The organism is Streptomyces sp. B5E4 (assembly GCF_039871555.1).
In the GTDB taxonomy this organism is placed as follows: domain Bacteria; phylum Actinomycetota; class Actinomycetes; order Streptomycetales; family Streptomycetaceae; genus Streptomyces.
In genome coordinates this window covers 12845-30103 of record NZ_JBDPMI010000053.1, presented here as the reverse complement: position 1 = coordinate 30103, position 17259 = coordinate 12845, and the positions used below count along the sequence as shown (strand labels likewise).

The window sequence follows — 17259 nt, the reverse complement described above, 5'->3', positions numbered from 1 at the left end:
GGGGGGGGGGGGGGGGGGCGGGGGGGGGGTCGCCGCGGTTGGGGAGCGTGGTGTAGCCGGTGACGACGATGACGAGGACGGCGGCGCCGACGGCCGCGGCCTTGACGGCGGCGGCCAGCCCGGTGGACGCGGCGGCCCCGCCGGCCGCCCCGCCGGCGGCGGAGCCGACCGTCGTCACGGCGCCGCCGGCGCTCCCGGCGGCCGTGCCCGCACCGGCCGCGTCGCCGCCGGTGGCCGCGGCACCGGAGCCGCTGCCGCCGGCGGCGCCGGCCGCCGCGGAGTCCGGGGCACCCGGGCCGGCGGACGTACCCGTGCCCGAGGCGTCCGCGGAGCCGGCGGACTCCGAGCCCCCCGTACCCCCCGCACCGTCCGCACCGTCCGCCCCGTACGACGACCCCGCCCACAGCAGCAGGCCCGCCGGCAGCGCCGCGCTCAGCGAGCTGTTCAGCTCCCGCAGCTCCGCGCTCGTCCGCCGGCACCGCCGGCAGACCGCCAAGTGGTGCTCCAGCCCGCGCTGCCCGCGCCGCCGGCGCCCCCCGCGCCGTACCGACGCGGCCAGCAGCCCCGTGTAGTGCCGGCACTCCGCCGGCGCCCCGGCCTCTCCCGCGCGCTCCGCCAGGTACGCCTCGCGCAGCCCCTCCCGTGCCCGCGCCGTGAGCGACGCGACGCCGCTCGTCGTCAGGCCCAGCAACGGCGCGATCCGGTCCGGCGACTCGCCCTCGACCGCCGAGTGCCACAGCGCCGTCTGCCACCGCTCCGGCAGGCTGCGGAACGCGCGCAGCACCAGGTTCGCGTCCTCCCGGCGCAGCGTCCCCTCCTCGCTGCTCTCCACCGTGGGCGCCCGCGTCAGCCAGCCCTCGAAGTCGGGGGACAGCTCCGTGCGCCGGGCCGTACGCGACCACGCGGCCGCGGTCCGCCGGACGGTCGTCAGCAGGTACGGCCGCCACGGCCCGTCGGGCCCGCTGCCGCCGCGCACCGCGCGCAGCGCGCCCGCGAACGCCTCCGACGTCAGGTCCTCCGCGGTGTGCGGGTCGCGCGTGCAACTGCGCGCGTACGCGAGCACGGCGGCGCGGTGCCGCCGGTACAGCTCGTCGAGCGCCGCGTCGGCGGTGCCGGGGAGGGCCTCGCGTATCAGGGCGGTCAGGTCGGCGTCGCCGGCGGCGGCGCCGGACGCGGGAAAGGCGGTGGGGCTTTCGGACATGGCGGTCATTCCATGAGGGAGGAGTGGGCGAAAGAACGCTTGCCGGTCAGAGAGCGGGCGGCGGGCGGCTCATCCCGCGACGATGCGAATCCGTTATGCGGCCGGGGTGTTCACGAATCAAAAGTGCAAGTGCCCGCGAGGGCGGGGACCTTGGCTCGCTATGTGACGTGTGTAATTTTACATGGCACCAAGCCTCGTGTGCATGACAGCCAGATGCTCCAGGCCGTCCGGCGCACGCGGAACGTACGAACTCGGAGGCTCACTTGATAGCCAAACCCCCCATTTCGAGAACGGGGTTCTTCCTCCTGGTGGTCGCCCTGGTGATGTGTCTGGGGGCGGGGTACGCACTGCTCGCCCCCGCCGCCGGAGCCACCGCCGCACCGGGCAAGGCGCCCGCGCCGCGGTCGATCCCCGCCCCGAAGCAGTCCACCCCCGACGCGCTCGCCGAGAGCCTGGCGCCCGGCGACCCGGCCACGACGGCCGAGCTGAAGGCCAACGCCACCCTCCTCCCGCCGCAGGAGGCCAACGGCGACGCCGCCGCGCGCAAACTGGCCCGTACGGCCGGCGGCGCCGCGGCGGCCGAGTGCAACGTCAGCGACTTCACCTCCAAGACCGGCGGCGCGCTGGTCGACCAGATCAAGGAGTCGGAGACGGCCTGCGTGAACACGCTGTTCAGCGTCACCGGTGCCGACGCGCGGGCGCTCTTCCAGGAGTCGCAGATGGTCACGGTGGCGGGCGCCTACCGTGACCTCGCCGCCGCCTACCAGGGCGACAACAGCTCGTCGATCACCCAGATCGTCCTGTACCTGCGCGCCGGCTACTACGTGCAGTGGGGCGACCCCGACGGCGTCGGCGAGTACGGTCCGGCGCTGAAGACCGCCATCCAGGGCGGTCTGGACGCCTTCTTCACCTCGGCGCGCGCGTACGACGTGACGGAGGCCAACGGCCAGACGCTCTCCGAGTCGGTGATCCTGATCGACAGCGCCATGGAGAACGCCCGCTACATCGAGGTCGTCAAGAAGCTGCTGACCGGCTACGACTCCTCGTACGACCAGTTCTACTGGATGGTCAACGCGGTCAACAGCTCCTACACCGTGGTCTTCCGCGGCAACTGGGTGCCCGAGTTCGTCCAGGCGGTGGCGGCCGACCAGAGTTTGCTCACCGTCCTGCGCGACTTCGCCGCCAACCACAAGGACCTCATCGGCACCGAGAACCAGTTCCTCACCACCAACGCCGGCCGCGAGCTGGGCCGGTTCCTGCAGCACGAGGAGCTGCGCGAGGCGGTCCGCCCGCTGGCCAAGGAACTGCTCGGCGCCACCTCCCTCGACGACCCCGCCACCGCCGCGCTGTGGGTCGGCGTCGCGGAGATGACGGACGCCTACGACAAGGAGAACTGCGACTTCTTCGGCACGTGCAACCTTCAGGAGCGCGTACGCGAGGCGGTGCTGCCGGTCACGCACACATGTGCCGACACCCTGGAGATCGTGGCGCAGAAGCTGACCGACGAGCAGCTTGAGCAGTCCTGCACGAGCATGCTCGGGCAGGACGGGTTCTTCCACGGCGTGGCCAAGGACAACGGTCCCGTCGCGGACGACAACAACACCAAGCTGGAGGTCGTCGCCTTCGACTCCAGCCTCGACTACCAGACCTACGCCGGCGTCATCTTCGGCATCGACACCAACAACGGCGGCATGTACCTCGAAGGCGACCCGGCAAAGGAAGGCAACCTGCCGCGCTTCGTCGCCTACCGCGCCGAATGGGCCGACGAGTTCGAGATCTGGAACCTCAACCACGAATACACGCACTACCTCGACGGCCGCTTCAACATGTACGGCGACTTCGAGGAGAACATGAAGACCCCGACCGTCATGTGGATCGAGGGCTTCGCCGAGTACATCAACTACTCGTACCGCGACCTGACCAACGAGAAGGCGATCGAAGAGGCGGGCAACAACACCTACGCCCTCAGCACCCTCTTCGACACGACGTACGAGAACACCAACACCACCCGCACCTACCAGTGGGGTTACCTGGCGGTCCGCTACCTCATCCAGTCCCACCCGGATGACGTCGCCACGCTGCTGGGGCACTACCGCACGGGTGACTGGGAGGCCGCACGCACGCTGCTGACCGGCACCATCGGCAACCGCTACGACGCCGACTTCGCGGCCTGGTTGAGCGAGTGCGCGGCCGGCGACTGCGGCACCGCCGCCGCGCGGTAGACCCTGCGACGACCCGGTGCCCCGCCCGCGACCCGCGGACGGGGCACCGGCCGCGTACGAGGCCGCCCTCCGGGGCGCACGACTCAGCCCGTGCTCGCGCGGACGACCGGTTCGGCCGACACCAGCAGCCCGCGGCCCGCCACCGGTTCGCCGCGGACCTGGGCCAGCAGGCGGCGTACCAGCTCGGCCGCGATCCGGCGCAGCGGCAGCCGCACGGAGGTGAGCGGGGGGTGCAGCAGCCGGCAGATCGGGCTGTCGTGGAAGCCGACGACCGCGACGTCCCGGCCGACGGAAAGCTGCTCCGCCCTTATGGCCTCGTACGCCGTGAGCGCCAGCATGTCGCCGGCGGTGGCGATCGCCGTGGGCCGGTCCGCGCCGTGCAGCAGGGCCCGTACGGCGGCGACGGTCTCGGCTGCGTCGTCGCGGACGGCGGTCAGTTCGAGCGCCTCCGACGTGTCCAGGCCGTGCCGCTCCACGCCGAGGCGGAAGCCCTCGCGGCGGTCGGCCATCCACGGCAGGTCCGCGGGGGAGCCGAGGAAGGCGACGCGGCGGTGGCCGCGCGCCGCCAGCAGCGCGACCACGTCGGCCAGCGCGCCGGTGTTGTCGAGGTCGACCCAGTGCTGCGGGGTGTCGGGGGCCGTCCGGCCGAACGCCACGAACGGCACGCCCGCGCGGGCGACATGCTCCACCCGCACGTCGCCGCTGAGCACGTCGGAGAGCACGAAGCCGTCCACCTGGCGGCCGGCGATCAGCTCGTCGATCGCCGGCCGCGGGTCGGTCGCACCGTGCGCCGGGCGGAACAGCAGCACCCGCTGGCCCTCCGCGCCCGCGGCGTCGACCAGGGCCTCCAGGAAGCCGCCCATCAGCGGGTTGGGGTCGAACGGGTCGTCGACGGGGGCGAGATACCCGATCGTGCGCCGCGAACCGGTGCGCAGCGACCGGGCCGACTGGTCCGGCTGGTAGCCGAGCCGCTCGATCGCCTCCATGACGCGCGCCAGGGTGTCGCGGCGGACCCGCTGGGGGGCGTTGAGCGCGTTGGACACGGTCTGCCGGGAAACGCCGGCTGCGCGCGCCACCTCCTCAATGGTGGCTCCGGCGCGGCGCCGCCGGCGTTTTCCCTGCGTCATCTGCTCTCCGTGTCTTGCGGCGGCCCGGGCGGGGCCGCCGGTGGGGGCGGTGCGGTACGGACGGGTGGTCGTACGGTACGGGCGGTCGGTGCCGGGCGGCCGGTGCCGCCGGGGCGTACGGTACGCAACAGGCGTCAGCCCGCCGCGGCCGTCCCCGCCGCCGCCGGGGCCCCGGTCCGGGTCAGCGTCAGCAGCCCGCCGCGCGGCACCGCGACCGTCGACCCGCCCGGCACGTCGCCGGCCTCCAGGTCGATCCTGCCCTGCCGGACCAGCCGCCCGCGCGCATCCCTGACCTCCGCCTCCGCCGTGCCCTCGCCGCCGGTGAGCCGCACCTCCGGATCGGCGTCCCCGTTGGCGACCAGCAGCTCGCGCCACTGCCCGCCGTCCACCGCGACCGGCAGCGGCGCGTACCGCGCGACCACCACCGTTCCGCCGCCGTCCGCGGTGATCACCGGGTAGCCGAGGTCGGGCCGGGACGGGCGCAGCGCACCCAGCTGGAGGACATCGGCGCGGTCGCGGATGACGCCGAGCCAGAACGCCAGCGCCTCGCGCTGCCCCGGCGTCTGCGCCGCCAGGTCCACCGATATCTGCGGGACCGCGAACAGCACGTCGATGAGCTGGCACGCGACCCGCTCGGCCGGCTCGGCCGGGTGCCACATCAGCATGTCCGAGTGGACCGCCACGGGCCCGGCGACCAGCCGCACGTCGACCGTGCGCTGCCGGTTCTCGACGGTGGACAGCGGGCAGTCGGTCGCGCGCACCATGCTGGCGTACGGCCACAGCCCCGGGCCGACGTACGGCTGGCGGTGCTCGACCATTGCCTCCGGGTCCGCGGACGTGATGCGCTCGTGGATCCGGCCGAGCAGCCGCTCCACGCCCTCGGAGACCGTCGTGCAGTCGGCCTCCGGGCCGGGCGCGGGCGGGTCGGGGGCCACGAACCAGTCCACGAAGTCGATCTTCAGCCCGTCCATGCCCCACTCCTCGACGGCGCGCGCGAGGCGGTCGGCGAGATGCTCCCGTACGACGGGATAGCGCGGGTCGACGACGATGGCGTGCAGGTGGTCGACGCGGGTCAGCGCGTAGTCCTGGAACTTCTCCCACACCGAGCTCTCGCGCCCGACGAACGGCAGCGCGTACCAGAGGAGATACGCCACGCCCAGCTCGTTGACCCGCCGCACGTGCGCGGCCGTGTCCGGCAGGGAGACCGGCTCCCAGTCACCGCAGTGGCCGTAGCCGCGGGTGCGGTCCGCGGTCATCCAGCCGTCGTCCACGATGATCGTGTCGAGGCCGAGTTCCTTGCCGAGCGCGGCCTGCGCCTCGACGGCCGCGGGGCTGACGTCCTGGTGCATCGCGTACCAGGTCGAGTACGCGGGGCGGCGCGCCGCGGCCGGGACGCTGATCGTACGGTCGCCGAGCCACCAGTCGGCGACACCGGCGAGGCAGCTCGCGAAGTGCCGGCCGGAGGTGTCGACGCGGACGGTCACGTGCCCCGCCGCCTGCATCCAGCAGCGGAACTCCCCGCTCTCCTCGACGACTCCCGCCCCGGCCAGCACCTCCGCGCGGTCCGCGGCGAAGACGCACAGCCCTGCGTCGCCCGTGCCGATCAGGGCGGCGACGGGCGCGCCGCGCGCCAGGGACACCTGCCGGGGCGCGGCCCAGGCGGTGGGCAGCCAGGTGTGGCCGCGGGTGTCGGGGGTCCAGAACGCGGTCGCGTCGACGCACGGCACGCGCCACTCGACGCGTACGTCGCCGGGGCCCGAGACCGTGATCTCGACGATGCCGTCCGCCGCCGCGCTGCGCGTCACCTCGCCGGTGACCAGCAGGTCGAGGCCGTCGGCGGAGAGCTTTTGCGGCCGGCCGGAGGCGGCCGCCGGGGCGTGCGGTTCCCAGATCTCTTCCATGCCTTCTTTCCTCTAACCCTTCGTCGCCCCGGCCAGCAGGCCGGAGATGAACTGCCGTTGGAGGACCAGGAACAGCACCATCATCGGCAGGGCGGACACGGCCGTGCCGGCGAGGATGGCTCCGTAGTCGGTGCTGGTCTTCATGCCGTGCAGCGTCGCCAGCGCCACCGGCAGGGTCTGCATGTCGGGGTTGCGCAGCGCGATCAAGGGCCACACGAACTGGTTCCACGAGCCGAGGAAGAGGAAGACGGACAGGGCGGCGAGCACCGGCCGCATCACGGGGACGACGACGCTCCACAGCACCCGCAGCTCGCCGGCGCCGTCCACGCGGGCGGCGTCGAGGAGTTCGTCCGGCAGCCCGCTGAGGGCCTGGCGCATCAGGAAGATCGCGAACGGCACGCAGAGGCCGGGCAGCACGATCGCCTGGTAGCTGTCCAGCAGCCGGAAGTCCATCATCATCTGGAAGAGCGGCACCAGCGTCACCTGCTCGGGCACGACCAGCGTGGACAGCAGCAGGGCGAAGAGGACCGTACGGCCGCGGAAGCGGAACTTGGCGAACGCGTACCCCGCGAGCAGCGAGATGACCAGCGCCCCGAGCGTCTGCAGCCCGGCGATGGCCAGCGAGTTGCCGAGCACCCGGACCAGGCCCACCTTGTCCTGGAGGGTGGACAGGTTCTCGCCGAGGTGGCCGCCGGGCACGAGCTTCGGCGGCCAGGCGAAGATGTCCGAGTTCTCCTGGGTGGCCGAGACGATCAGCCAGTAGAAGGGGGCCACCGACAGGCCGGTGAGCGCGGCCAGCAGCAGCGTCAGCGGCAGGCCGCGCAGCCGCAGCACCCTGGTCATTCGCGTTCTCCCATCAGCTTCATCTGGACGGCGCCGAAGACGACGACGATCAGCGTGAGCGCGTACGCGATCGCCGAGGCGTAGCCGAAGTCGAAGTAGTGGAACCCGTTCTCGTACAGGTACATCGAGACGGTGAGGGTGGCGTTGTCCGGCCCGCCGCGGGTCAGGACGTACGGCTCGTCGAAGAGCTGGAGCGTCCCGATGGTGGACAGCACCACGGTGAACAGCAGGATCGGGCGCAGCGCCGGGACGGTGACGGACCAGAACCGGCGCACGGGGCCGGCGCCGTCGACCATGGCGGCCTCGTACAGCTCCTTGGGGATGCCCTGGAGGCCCGCGAGGTAGATCACGGCGTTGTAGCCGGTGTAGTGCCAGGTCATGACGAGGACGACGGCCATCCGGGCCCAGAAGGGGCTGCCGAGCCAGTCGACCTTGGGCAGGCCCACGCCGCCGAGCACCCAGTTGAGGGCGCCCTGCTCGCGGTTGAGGAGGTACGCGAACATCACGCCGGTGGCGACCAGCCCGGTGACCGCCGGCATGAACACCCCGAGCCGCCAGACGGCGCGCCAGCGCACGAACGCCGAGTTGAGGCCGAGGGCGAGGAGCAGGGCCAGGCCGAGCATGACCGGCACCTGGACGGCCAGGATCAGGCCGGTGTTCTTCAGCGCCGTCCAGAACAGCGGGTCGTCGAGGAGGCGGCGGTAGTTGTCGAACCCGGCGTTGCGGGTGTCGGCGCCGGAGCCGGTGGTGAACGACAGCCGCAGCGAGGCGAGGATGGGGTACGCCTTGAACACGGCGAAGGTGGTCAGCGCGGGGGCCAGCAGGAGGTACGGCAGGGCGCGCCGCACGGTGAGGCGCCGTGGTTTCGCCGGGGACCGCCGGACCAGGGCGGCGGTACTCATGCGAGGGAGCGCCGGGTCTGCTGGGCCAGTTGCTCCGCGGCGTCCCGGAGCACGGCCTGCGGGTCGCCGCCCTTGACGAGCACCTTGACCTGCGCGTCGCTGGCGAGCTTGAGGGCGCGGGCGTAGTCGCCGGAGTAGTACGTGGCGTCGGCGCCGTCGTCGAGGAGTCCGGTGAACGTCCGCAGCACGGCCTGGCCGCCGTAGTACGGGCGCTCCTCGGCGTACATCGGGTCGTCGTACGCGGCGGAGAGGGCGGGGAAGACGCCGCCGGAGTCGAACATGTCGTTCATCGAGCGGGGCCTGGTGAGCGCGTACTCGACGAACTTCCAGGCCGCCTTCTGGCGCGGGCTGGAGCCGGCGACGGTGAGATAGGTGGAGTTGACGATCGCCGACCGCTTGCCGCCGTCGGTGACGGCCGGAGGCCGGGTGAGCCGCCACTTGCCGGACTGGTCGGGGAACTGGTCCTCCATGTAGTGCGCCGCCCAGGCGGCGAGCGGGGAGACGGCGACCTTGTCCGCCGAGACGAGCTTGGACCAGCCCTGCTCGCCGGAGGAGTCGCCGATGAGGCCGGCGTCGTCGAGGCGCTTGATGAGCGTGAGGGCCCGTACGGCCTCGTCGGAGGCGAGGGTGATGTTCCCGTCGAGGTCGAAGTAGAAGGCGCCCTGGAGCTGCATGAGCGACTGGAGGAAGTCGCAGTCGGGTCCGGGGGAGGCGGGCTTGTTGAGCCCGATGAGGTACGCGCCGGGATTGGCCGACGTGAAGTCCTCGGCGGCGTCGATGACGTCGTCCCAGGTCGCGAAGGCCGTCGGGTCGAGACCGGCCTTGTCGAACATGTCCTTGCGGTAGAAGAAGCCGAGCGGGTTCACCTCCCACGGCATCGCGCGGGCCTTGCCGTCCTTGTCCAGGACGGTCGGCCACAGGCCCTTGGCGAACCGGTCCTTGTGCTTGTCGGCGCCGAGGGCGGACAGGTCGGCGAGGCCGCCCGGGAACTTCTCCGCATAGCCGGGGAAGTAGTCGCAGCCGATGTGCAGCACGTCCGCGAGCCCCTGACCGCCGGAGGCCATGCCGACGGTGATCTTGTCCCAGATCGCGGGGTTGCCGACGTCCCGCACGTCGACCGTGATGCCGGGGTTGTCCTTCTCGAAGGCGGGGACGACGCCGCGGAGCGCTTCGGCGGCGGTCGTCCAGGACCAGACGGTGACCTTGCCGGTGTCGGCGTCACCGCCGCCGGCGGCGGGGGAGCCGGAACCGGTACACGCGCTGAGCGCGGAGCCGGAGGCGAGGGTGAAGAGGCCGGCACCGGAAACGCGGAACAGACGACGACGCGATATGCCTGACATATCTGACTCCTTGGCGCACAGATGAGGCGAGGGTCGGGTCAACTCCGCCGGGAGCCCGCCGCCCGGAGGGCGGACACGAGCAGGGCGGAGGTGTCGGGGTGGGTGGTGGCGTGGGGGGAGAGCCGGATCCAGTCGCCGCGCAGGGTGGTGGCGAGGCCGGCGTCGAGGAGGGTGCGGTGGAGGAGGGCGGGGTCGAGACCGGGGAGCCGAAGCCGCCCGATGGCGGCGGAGGGGCGGGGGCCGCTGCCGCCACGGGGGCCGCTGCCGCCACGGGCATGGCGGCCACTCGCCACCTCGGCGCCCTCGGCGAGGGCGGCGTCGAGGAGATGACCGAGCGACTCGGCGGCCAACCCGGCGATCTGCTTGACGCCGACGGCGCGTACGAGGTCGAGCCCGGTGCGCAGCGCGGCGACGGCGGGGCCGTCGGGGTTGGTGAACGTGTGCGCGGCGGCGCCGGGCAGGGCGGGATGGGGGTGGGCGGACGACCCGAGGGGGTCCTGCACCCCGGACCACCCGCCGAGCCCGGGCCGGAGCAGATCGGCCACCCGGTCCCGTACGAGCAACAGGGCGGCCCCCCACCCGGAACGCAGCCACTTCTGCCCCCCGGAGGCGAGGACGTCGGCGGCATCGACGGCGAACTCGACGGCGCCGAGGGCCTGCACGGCGTCGACGACGAGGACACGGCGGGGACCGATGAGGTCCTTGATCTCGGCGAGGGGGGTGCGGAACCCGGTGGCGGCATCGACGGCACAGACGGAGACGGCGAGGAGCTGATCGTCGAGATGCGGCCGGACGGTGTCGGCGGTCAGCGGCCCGTCGACCATGCGCACGCGGAGCCCGGCGTGGTGCTCGGCGACGCGGAGCCAGGGATAGACGACGGCGGGAAAGTCCCCCCGGGAAACGAGCACGTCACCGGGCCCGCGGAGGGCGTGGGCGGCGGCGAACATCCCGTGTGAGGTGGAACTGAGCAGGGTGACCTCACGGGGGGAGGCGTCCAGCAGCTCGGCGGCCGCCTGGGAGGCGGCGGCTTCCTCGGCCTGGAACTCGGCGAGCGCTTCGCAGGGCCGCAGCATGGAGGAGTGGGCGGCACGGGCGAGGACGTCGCGGACGTCGGCGGACACGGGCCCGAAGCGGGCGAAGTCGAGGTAGCCGGGGGGCTCGTGGAAGCGCCGCAGGTAGCCCTCGATTTGATCGTTCATATGACGCAAGCTGCCGTTTCATGTGATGGAACCACCAAGATTTGATCGTTCAAACTAGCAGCGGCCGCAGACCCGGACAAGGGATCGGACGAGAGGAGAACCAGAAGGCCGAAGGTCCGGCGGAGCCGGGATACACCAGGCTCTGGGGGCGACTTCTGCCGCCCGGCGTACGCCGGCCGGCCACCCGCACCCGCCTGCGCTCCGCCGCATGCAACTGCGGCGGGTGACCGGAGGGTTCCTTGCAGTCCGCATGGAGGATTGCTGCAGATGGTGATCGGGAACGCCTGTATCAAGGCCACCGACGCTTCGGTTCCGCCGCTGCCTCCCGGATCGCCTCGATCAGCGCCGCCGTTGCCGGCGGATCCGGGGGGGTCCCGTACGTCGCCGCGTAGATCCTCCGTTCCGCCCCCGGGATCTCCGTCGTGTGGATTCCCGCCCCCCGGTGCGCACGCAGGGCCAGGCCCGGGAGGGTCGTGACGCCGAGGCCCGCCGCGACGAGGGCCTGGACCACGACCATGTCGTCGCAGACCGAGTCGATCCGCGGCGTGAAGCCGTGGGTCGCGCAGACCGCGGTCAGTTCGCTCCGGCAGCGTTCGCAGCCGCTGATCCACGGGGAGTCGCGGTGGTGGGCCACCTTGTCGTCCGGGTGACGGCTGACCAGATGGATCGGGTCGTCCGCCACGTGGACGAGGCGGAAGCCGTCGTCCTCCAGCGGGGCGTGCGCGTGGCGGAAGACGAGGGCCACGTCGGCGTCTCCCCGGCGCAGCATCTGCAGCGCCTCGACCGGGTGCCGGTCGGCGATGCCCAGCGCCAGGCCGGGATGGGCTGCGGCCAGTGTCCGTGCCGCCTTCGGGACGATCGTGCTCAGGACGGAGGCGTTCGCCGCCAGGCGTATGCGGCCCGTGCGCAGGCCGACCTGCGCGGCGAGTTCGCCGGTCGCCGCGTCGACGCGGCCGACGATCTCGGCGGCGCGGCGGGCCAGGAGTTCGCCCTCCGGGGTGAGGCGGATGCCTCGGCCCACGCGCTGGACGAGCTTCGCGCCCGTCGCCGCCTCCAGCCGGGACAGGTGGTGGCTCACCGACGGCTGCGAGTAGTGGAGTTCACGTGCGGCTTCGGTCACGGAGCCGTGGCGTGCCACCGCCGCGAGCACCTTCAGCTGGACGAGGTTCAGCACTCATCAAGGATATTGATGTGATGTTCGATGTTCTGGCATTGGACGTCATTCCGCCATCCCGGAATGCTCACCCCCATGGCCAACCTCAGGTGTCACATCTCCCTCTCCCTCGACGGCTACGTCGCCGGACCGAACCAGAGCGCCGAGAACCCTCTCGGCGAGGGCGGCGAGAGCCTCCACGACTGGGTCGTGCCGCTCGCCGCCTGGCGCGACGCGCACGGCAAGGAGGGCGGTGAGGTCAACGCCAGTTCGCAGGTCTTCGAGGAGGCCGTCGAGAACATCGGCGCCGCCGTCATGGGCCGCGGCATGTTCGGGCCCGTCGGCGGCGGGCCCTGGGCCGAGGACGAGCAGTGGACCGGCTGGTGGGGTGAGGAGCCGCCGTACCACTATCCGGTGTTCGTCGTCACCCACCACCCGCGCGCGGCCGTCGAGATGGCCGGCGGGACCACCTTCCACTTCGTCACCGACGGCATCGAGTCCGCGCTCGCGCAGGCGAAGGAGGCGGCGGGCGGCAAGGACGTGATGCTGTGGGGCGGCGGCCGGATCGCCGGGCAGTATCTGGCCGCCGGGCTGCTCGACGTGCTCGAACTGCACGTCGTCCCGGTCCTTCTCGGCGGGGGCTCCCGCCTCCTCGACGGCGTCGACGGCACGCACGTGCGGCTGGAGCAGGTCCGGGCCGTCGAGGGGGAGGGAGTCACGCACCTCAAGTACCTGGTTCATCCCCTACGTTCGGACCGCTGACCCCGTCGTACGCACAGCGCCATCGCCGCCGCCGTGGCCGCCGGCAGCGGCACCGCCGCCGCCTTCGGGGCGTACGCCAGCAGCAGCCCGCCGATCAGGCCCCCCACGAGCAGCGCCGCCAGGATCGCCGTACGCAGGGCGGCGTGGCGGCGGTCGCCCTGCGCGAGGCCGGAGATCAGCGACGTCAGGGTGCCCGTGACGAACGTCGTCGTGATGCCCGCCCGGTCCAGGCCCCGGGCCGCCGCCGTCTGGACGCCCATGGCCGTCGCCGACGCGGCGATCAGCCCGGCGCCCGCGGCCGTTTTGGGCGCGGCGCCCGTCGCCACCCAGCCGGCGAGGAACACCGCGTGCAGGGCGAGCCCCGCGCCGAGGACCCGGACGGAGCCGGCGGGGCGGGTGCGGAGCAGGCGGAAGCCCGCGAGCATGCCGAGGGCGAAGCCCGCGAACGAGGCGGTGCAGCGCAGGACGTCGCCCCGCAGCACCTCCTGCCACGACTCGTCCGACGTGGCCGCCATGCCGACGAGCACCAGGTTGCCCGTCATGTTCGCCGTGAACACCCCGCCCAGGCCCAGGAACGAGATCGCGTCCGTGATCCCCGCGGTGACGGTGAGGAGGATCAGGGCCGTGTCCGTGCGCAGCGTCACCCCGCCCTTCGCGGGAGCGACCGCAGGGCGGGCCGCCGTTGCAGTCGTCACGCGGCTCCCGTCGCCACTTTCCGTTCGAACGCCGCCAGCGCCGCCGCGCCGACCGCCTTGTCCTGGTCGCCGTTGCCGCCGCTGACCCCCACGGCGCCGACGACCTCGCCCTCGTACACGATCGGGAAGCCGCCCACGAACGCCGCGAAGCGCCCCGGGTGCATGTGCTGGATCCCGAACGCCTCGTTCCCGGGCAGCGCCGGGCCCTTCGGTTCCTCGTTGAACAGGTGCGTCGCCCGCTGGTGGCCGGCGGCCGTGAACGCCTTGGCGATGGCGATCTCCACGCCCGTCAGCCGCGCGCCCGTCATCCGGTGCAGGGCGATCGGGTGTGCGCCGTCGTCGGCGATGCAGACGGTCTGCCTGACGCCGATCCGCGCCGCTTCCGCCTCGGCGGCCTCCAGCATGACCAGGGCGTCTTCGAGGGTGAGCCGGTGAATCCTGTGCATGGGAGTCTCCTCAGTACGCGCAGTACACGGTCTTCGTGTCCGTGACGAACTCCAGCGCCGTCCGCCCTCCTTCGGGGAAGGCGCCGGAGCTGGACGCGCCCCAGCCGCCGAAGGGCGGCGCGACGCCGTTGCCGGTGGTGCGTTCGTTGACCTTCACGACCCCGCAGCGCGCCGCGCGCAGGAAGCGGTGCGCGGTGCCGAGGTCGCGGGTGTGGATCGCGGTGACCAGCCGGTGCGGGTCCGCGTTGATCCCGGCCAGCGCCTCCCCGGGGCCGGCCACCGGCACCACCGACAGCAGCGGCCCGAACAGCTCGCCGGTGTTCACCGGATGGTCCGCCGGTACGTCGGTCAGCACCGCCGGCAGCACCCAGTGCCCCGCGGGATCCGCCCTCGGCGCCAGCGATCCGCGCCCCGCGACGACGGCGCCCGCGGCGACGGCCGAGTCGAGCAGCCCGGTGAGGCGGGTGCGCTGCCCGGCGGTGGCGGCGGGGCCGATGTCGGCGCCCGGGTCGTCGCCGCGGCCAGCGGTCAGCTTCGCGGCCCGCTCCGCCAGCAGCGCGGTGAACTCCGCCGCCACCGACCGCTCCACCAGTACCCGGTCCGTCGCCGTGCACACCTGCCCGGTGAGCCCGAAGGCCCCGGCCGCGACCTCCGCCGCCGCGCGCGGCAGGTCGGCGTCGGCGCAGACCAGGGCGGCGTTGTGCCCGCCCAGCTCGAACTGGACCCGGGCCGCGGGCCCGACCGTGCTCCGCAGCACCGCGCCGACCCGGTCGGAGCCGGTGAACGTCACGGCCCGTACCTCCGGCGCGCCCGCCAGCGCCGCCATCGCCGCCGGGTCGTCGCCCTGGACGACCCGCAGCACGTCCTCCGGCACCCCGCCGCGATGGCAGGCCGCGGCCAGCCGCGCGCCGACGCCGGGCGTGACCGGCGATGGCTTGAAGACGACGGTGTTCCCGGCGGCCAGCGCGGGGGCGATCTTCCGGGCGGCGAGCGAGACCGGGAAGTTCCACGGGGTGATGGCGACGACGACGCCGAGCGGCACGCGCAGCGTCCAGGCCGCGACACCCGGGCTCTCGCCGGGGTACGTCGCCCCCTCCACCAGGTACGCGAGCTGGGCCGCGAGCCGGAACTGCTCGACGGTCCTGGCCACTTCGCCGCGCGCCGAGCCGAGCGTCTTGCCCTCTTCGCGGCAGATCAGCAGCGCCAGCCCTCCGGCGTCCGCCGCCAGCTCCGCGGCGGCGCCGTGCAGCGCCTCGGCGCGGCGCCCCGCGGGAGCGGCGGCCCACCCGTCGAAGGCCCGATGCGCGGTCCGTACCGACTCGGCGGCCTCGGCGGGAGCGGTGGCCGCGACCTCGGTGACGGTCTCGCCGGGGGACGCCGGGTCGGTGGAGCGCAGCACGGCCGGGGCGGCGGCGGGATCTGGGGCCGTCATCGCCGTGCCCCCGGCCAGGTCGGTTTGCCCGGACTCTGGTGTGCAAGTGCTTTTCTCGACAAGATGACCTCCACGTCCTCATCGGCCGGGCAGCGCGTCGTGGTTCCCGTGACGTTCCTCGTTCCTCGTCCCTAGCTTTGGCGTTTCCGGCCGAGGCGGCTTCGTACAATCCGCACCATCGCCGCAGGAGGATGTAGGCAGATGGCACACGACACATCGCACAAACTGCACATGACGGTGGAATCGCTGCTCGCCGAGCCCGTGTTGCGCGGGCGGCTGCTGGGCGGCAAGGCCGGGCTGCGCCGCGAGGTGACCTGGTGCCTGCCGCTGGCCGAGCTGCCGCCGCCGCCCGGCGCCGACCGGCCCGCGGCCGGCGAGGACCTCGCGGGCATCGCGGTCTACGCCCCGGCCGCCGAACTCGTCGCCGCACCCGACTCCCGCAGACTGCTCTCCGGGCTCGCCGCCCGCGGCGCCGCCGCCGTGCTCGCCCGGCTCCAGCAGGGCACCGAACCCGACCTCGGCCCGCTCATGCGCGCCGCCGACACCGCCGGGCTGCCCCTGGTGCGGCTGGCGCCCGAGGCGGACTACCACCGCGTCGGGCGGCTGGTGGCGGTGAAGTCGATCGCCGACACGGCGCACGTGCTGGAGTACAGCGTCCGCGTCCACCGCACCCTCGGCGAGGTCTTCGCGTCCGGCTCGGGACTGCCCGCGCTGGCACGCTCGATGGCGACGCTGTCCGGCGGCTCGGTGCTGATCCTGGACCGCGGCGGCGAACTCCTGGCCCGCGCCGAGCGCGACCGGGCCGCCTCCGACGCGGAGTGGCAGGAGCTGGCGGACGCCGTCCACGCCAAGGCGGGCGGGGCCAGGCCGCACGCGCCGCTCGCCGGGCACCCCGGCCGTCACGTCGGAGGGGCCCGCGACCTGGACGTGGCCGCCCCATGGGGCGAGCGGCTGCACGTGGTGTGCGCGCCGGTGGGCGTGGCGGGGGAGCCGTACGGGACGGTGGCCGTGGTCGAGCCGGTGCTCGCGCCGGAGTCCCACGCGCTCGCGCAGCACCGGGTGATCGTGGAGCAGGGGGCGCCATTGGTCGCGTCGGAGATCCTGCGGCAGCGGTCGGTCACGGAGGCGGAGGAGCGCTCGCGGGACGACTTCCTGGACACGCTGGTGCACGCCCGGTTCACGGATGCACACGAGCTGGAGGCGCGGTCGCGGCACTACCGCTTCGACATGGACGCGCGGCACGCCGTCTTCGTCGTCTCCATGCCGGCGGCGAGCGCGGCGCGGGCGCAGGCGGTGCAGCGGGCGGTCGCGGGGGTGGCGGACGCGGGCAGCGCGGGGGTGGCAGGCGGCTTTGGCGGTACGGGCCAGGGGACGGCGGGCGCGGCGCCGGGGCACGGCAAGGGGTTCACCATGGCGACGCTGATGGGCCGGCTGCTGGTCGTCGTCGCCGAGTTCGCGGCGGCCGACGCCGCGGCGCCGTTCGACGCGCAGGCCGAGAAGTCGGCGCTGCAGCGGTACGGGCGGTGGCTGCACCGGCTGGTGACGGGCCGGGCGGACGCCGCCGCGCAGATCGCGTACGGCCGGGCGGCCACGGGCGCGGCGGGGGTGGCGGCGAGCTTCCGGGAGGCGCGGATCACGCTGGAGCTGTCGGGGCGCGTGCAGGTGCCGGAGGTCTGCGGGTACGCGGAGCTGCGGGTGTTCGCGGCGGTCGAGGAGGCGGCGGCGAGCGCGCAGGGGCGGGAGTTCGCGCGCGAGGTGCTGGAGCCGCTGCGCCGCGCGGACGGCCAGACGGGCAACCTGGAGCAGGTCGTGCTCGCCTACATCGCCGAGTCGGGCAACCTCAACGCGGCGGCGCGGCGGCTCCAGCTCCACCGCAACACGATGCTCTACAAGCTCGAACGGGCCTCGCGGGCGCTCCAGATGGACGTACGGTCCGCGGAGACGCAGTTCACGGTCTGGCTGGCGCACCGCATCCAGACGCTGAACGACTCGCTGCGGGTGCTCCAGGCGGAGCTGTCACCCCCGGCGTAGCGGCG

Annotated in this window: 14 protein-coding genes; 3 read left to right on the top strand and 11 right to left on the bottom strand. The window is 73.5% G+C overall.

Going from position 1 to position 17259, the window contains the following annotated elements:
* Positions 1-1201: sigma-70 family RNA polymerase sigma factor (locus ABGA99_RS35700; protein ID WP_347584245.1), on the bottom strand; the 1201-nt coding region annotated here is incomplete at its 3' end.
* 323 nt (positions 1202-1524) lie between these two features.
* Between ABGA99_RS35700 and ABGA99_RS35695 the strand changes: the two genes are divergently transcribed.
* Positions 1525-3423, top strand: coding sequence for a collagenase (locus ABGA99_RS35695; protein ID WP_347578627.1), 1899 nt, complete (start codon positions 1525-1527; stop codon positions 3421-3423).
* 83 nt (positions 3424-3506) lie between these two features.
* On the opposite strand, the gene ABGA99_RS35690 is transcribed toward ABGA99_RS35695, so the two are convergent.
* From ABGA99_RS35690 to ABGA99_RS35660, 7 genes are all read right to left on the bottom strand, one after another.
* On the bottom strand, positions 3507-4550 hold the full coding sequence (locus ABGA99_RS35690) for a LacI family DNA-binding transcriptional regulator (protein WP_347584244.1): 1044 nt from the start codon (positions 4548-4550) through the stop codon (positions 3507-3509).
* A 134-nt stretch (positions 4551-4684) separates the two neighbouring features.
* Positions 4685-6451 (bottom strand): glycoside hydrolase family 36 protein, encoded by a 1767-nt coding sequence (locus ABGA99_RS35685; protein ID WP_347584243.1) that lies wholly within the window; start codon positions 6449-6451, stop codon positions 4685-4687.
* 12 nt (positions 6452-6463) lie between these two features.
* A complete protein-coding gene (locus ABGA99_RS35680) occupies positions 6464-7294 on the bottom strand; it encodes a carbohydrate ABC transporter permease (protein ID WP_347578599.1) in 831 nt (276 codons plus the stop codon).
* Positions 7291-8196: a sugar ABC transporter permease gene (locus ABGA99_RS35675; RefSeq protein ID WP_347578600.1), complete on the bottom strand. Its 906-nt coding sequence runs from the start codon at positions 8194-8196 to the stop codon at positions 7291-7293. Before ABGA99_RS35675 ends, ABGA99_RS35680 begins: the two co-directional genes overlap by 4 nt.
* Positions 8193-9536, bottom strand: coding sequence for a sugar ABC transporter substrate-binding protein (locus ABGA99_RS35670; protein WP_347578601.1), 1344 nt, complete (start codon positions 9534-9536; stop codon positions 8193-8195). Before ABGA99_RS35670 ends, ABGA99_RS35675 begins: the two co-directional genes overlap by 4 nt.
* Before the next feature lie 38 nt (positions 9537-9574).
* Entirely contained in the window at positions 9575-10735 is a 1161-nt protein-coding gene (locus ABGA99_RS35665) for an aminotransferase class V-fold PLP-dependent enzyme (protein ID WP_347578602.1), read from the bottom strand.
* A 289-nt stretch (positions 10736-11024) separates the two neighbouring features.
* Positions 11025-11909, bottom strand: a complete 885-nt coding sequence (locus ABGA99_RS35660; RefSeq protein ID WP_347584242.1) for a LysR family transcriptional regulator — start codon at positions 11907-11909, stop codon at positions 11025-11027.
* Positions 11910-11984: 75 nt separating this feature from the next.
* On the opposite strand from ABGA99_RS35660, the gene ABGA99_RS35655 reads away from it, so the two are divergent.
* Positions 11985-12650, top strand: coding sequence for a dihydrofolate reductase family protein (locus ABGA99_RS35655; protein ID WP_347578604.1), 666 nt, complete (start codon positions 11985-11987; stop codon positions 12648-12650).
* Here the strand turns inward: ABGA99_RS35655 and ABGA99_RS35650 are convergent.
* From ABGA99_RS35650 to ABGA99_RS35640, 3 genes are read right to left on the bottom strand one after another with little or no spacing between them, the layout of a single operon-like run.
* Positions 12626-13345, bottom strand: a complete 720-nt coding sequence (locus ABGA99_RS35650) for a YoaK family protein (RefSeq protein WP_347578605.1) — start codon at positions 13343-13345, stop codon at positions 12626-12628. The two genes, ABGA99_RS35655 and ABGA99_RS35650, sit on opposite strands and share 25 nt — an antisense overlap.
* A complete protein-coding gene (locus tag ABGA99_RS35645) occupies positions 13342-13791 on the bottom strand; it encodes a heme-binding protein (protein WP_347578606.1) in 450 nt (149 codons plus the stop codon). The genes ABGA99_RS35650 and ABGA99_RS35645 overlap by 4 nt, the downstream gene beginning before the upstream one ends.
* Positions 13792-13801: 10 nt before the next feature.
* Positions 13802-15223, bottom strand: coding sequence for an aldehyde dehydrogenase family protein (locus ABGA99_RS35640; RefSeq protein ID WP_347578607.1), 1422 nt, complete (start codon positions 15221-15223; stop codon positions 13802-13804).
* 201 nt (positions 15224-15424) lie between these two features.
* Here ABGA99_RS35640 and ABGA99_RS35635 point away from each other — a divergent pair, with 201 nt between their 5' ends.
* Positions 15425-17254: a helix-turn-helix domain-containing protein gene (locus ABGA99_RS35635; protein WP_347578608.1), complete on the top strand. Its 1830-nt coding sequence runs from the start codon at positions 15425-15427 to the stop codon at positions 17252-17254.
* Positions 17255-17259 lie beyond the last annotated feature (5 nt).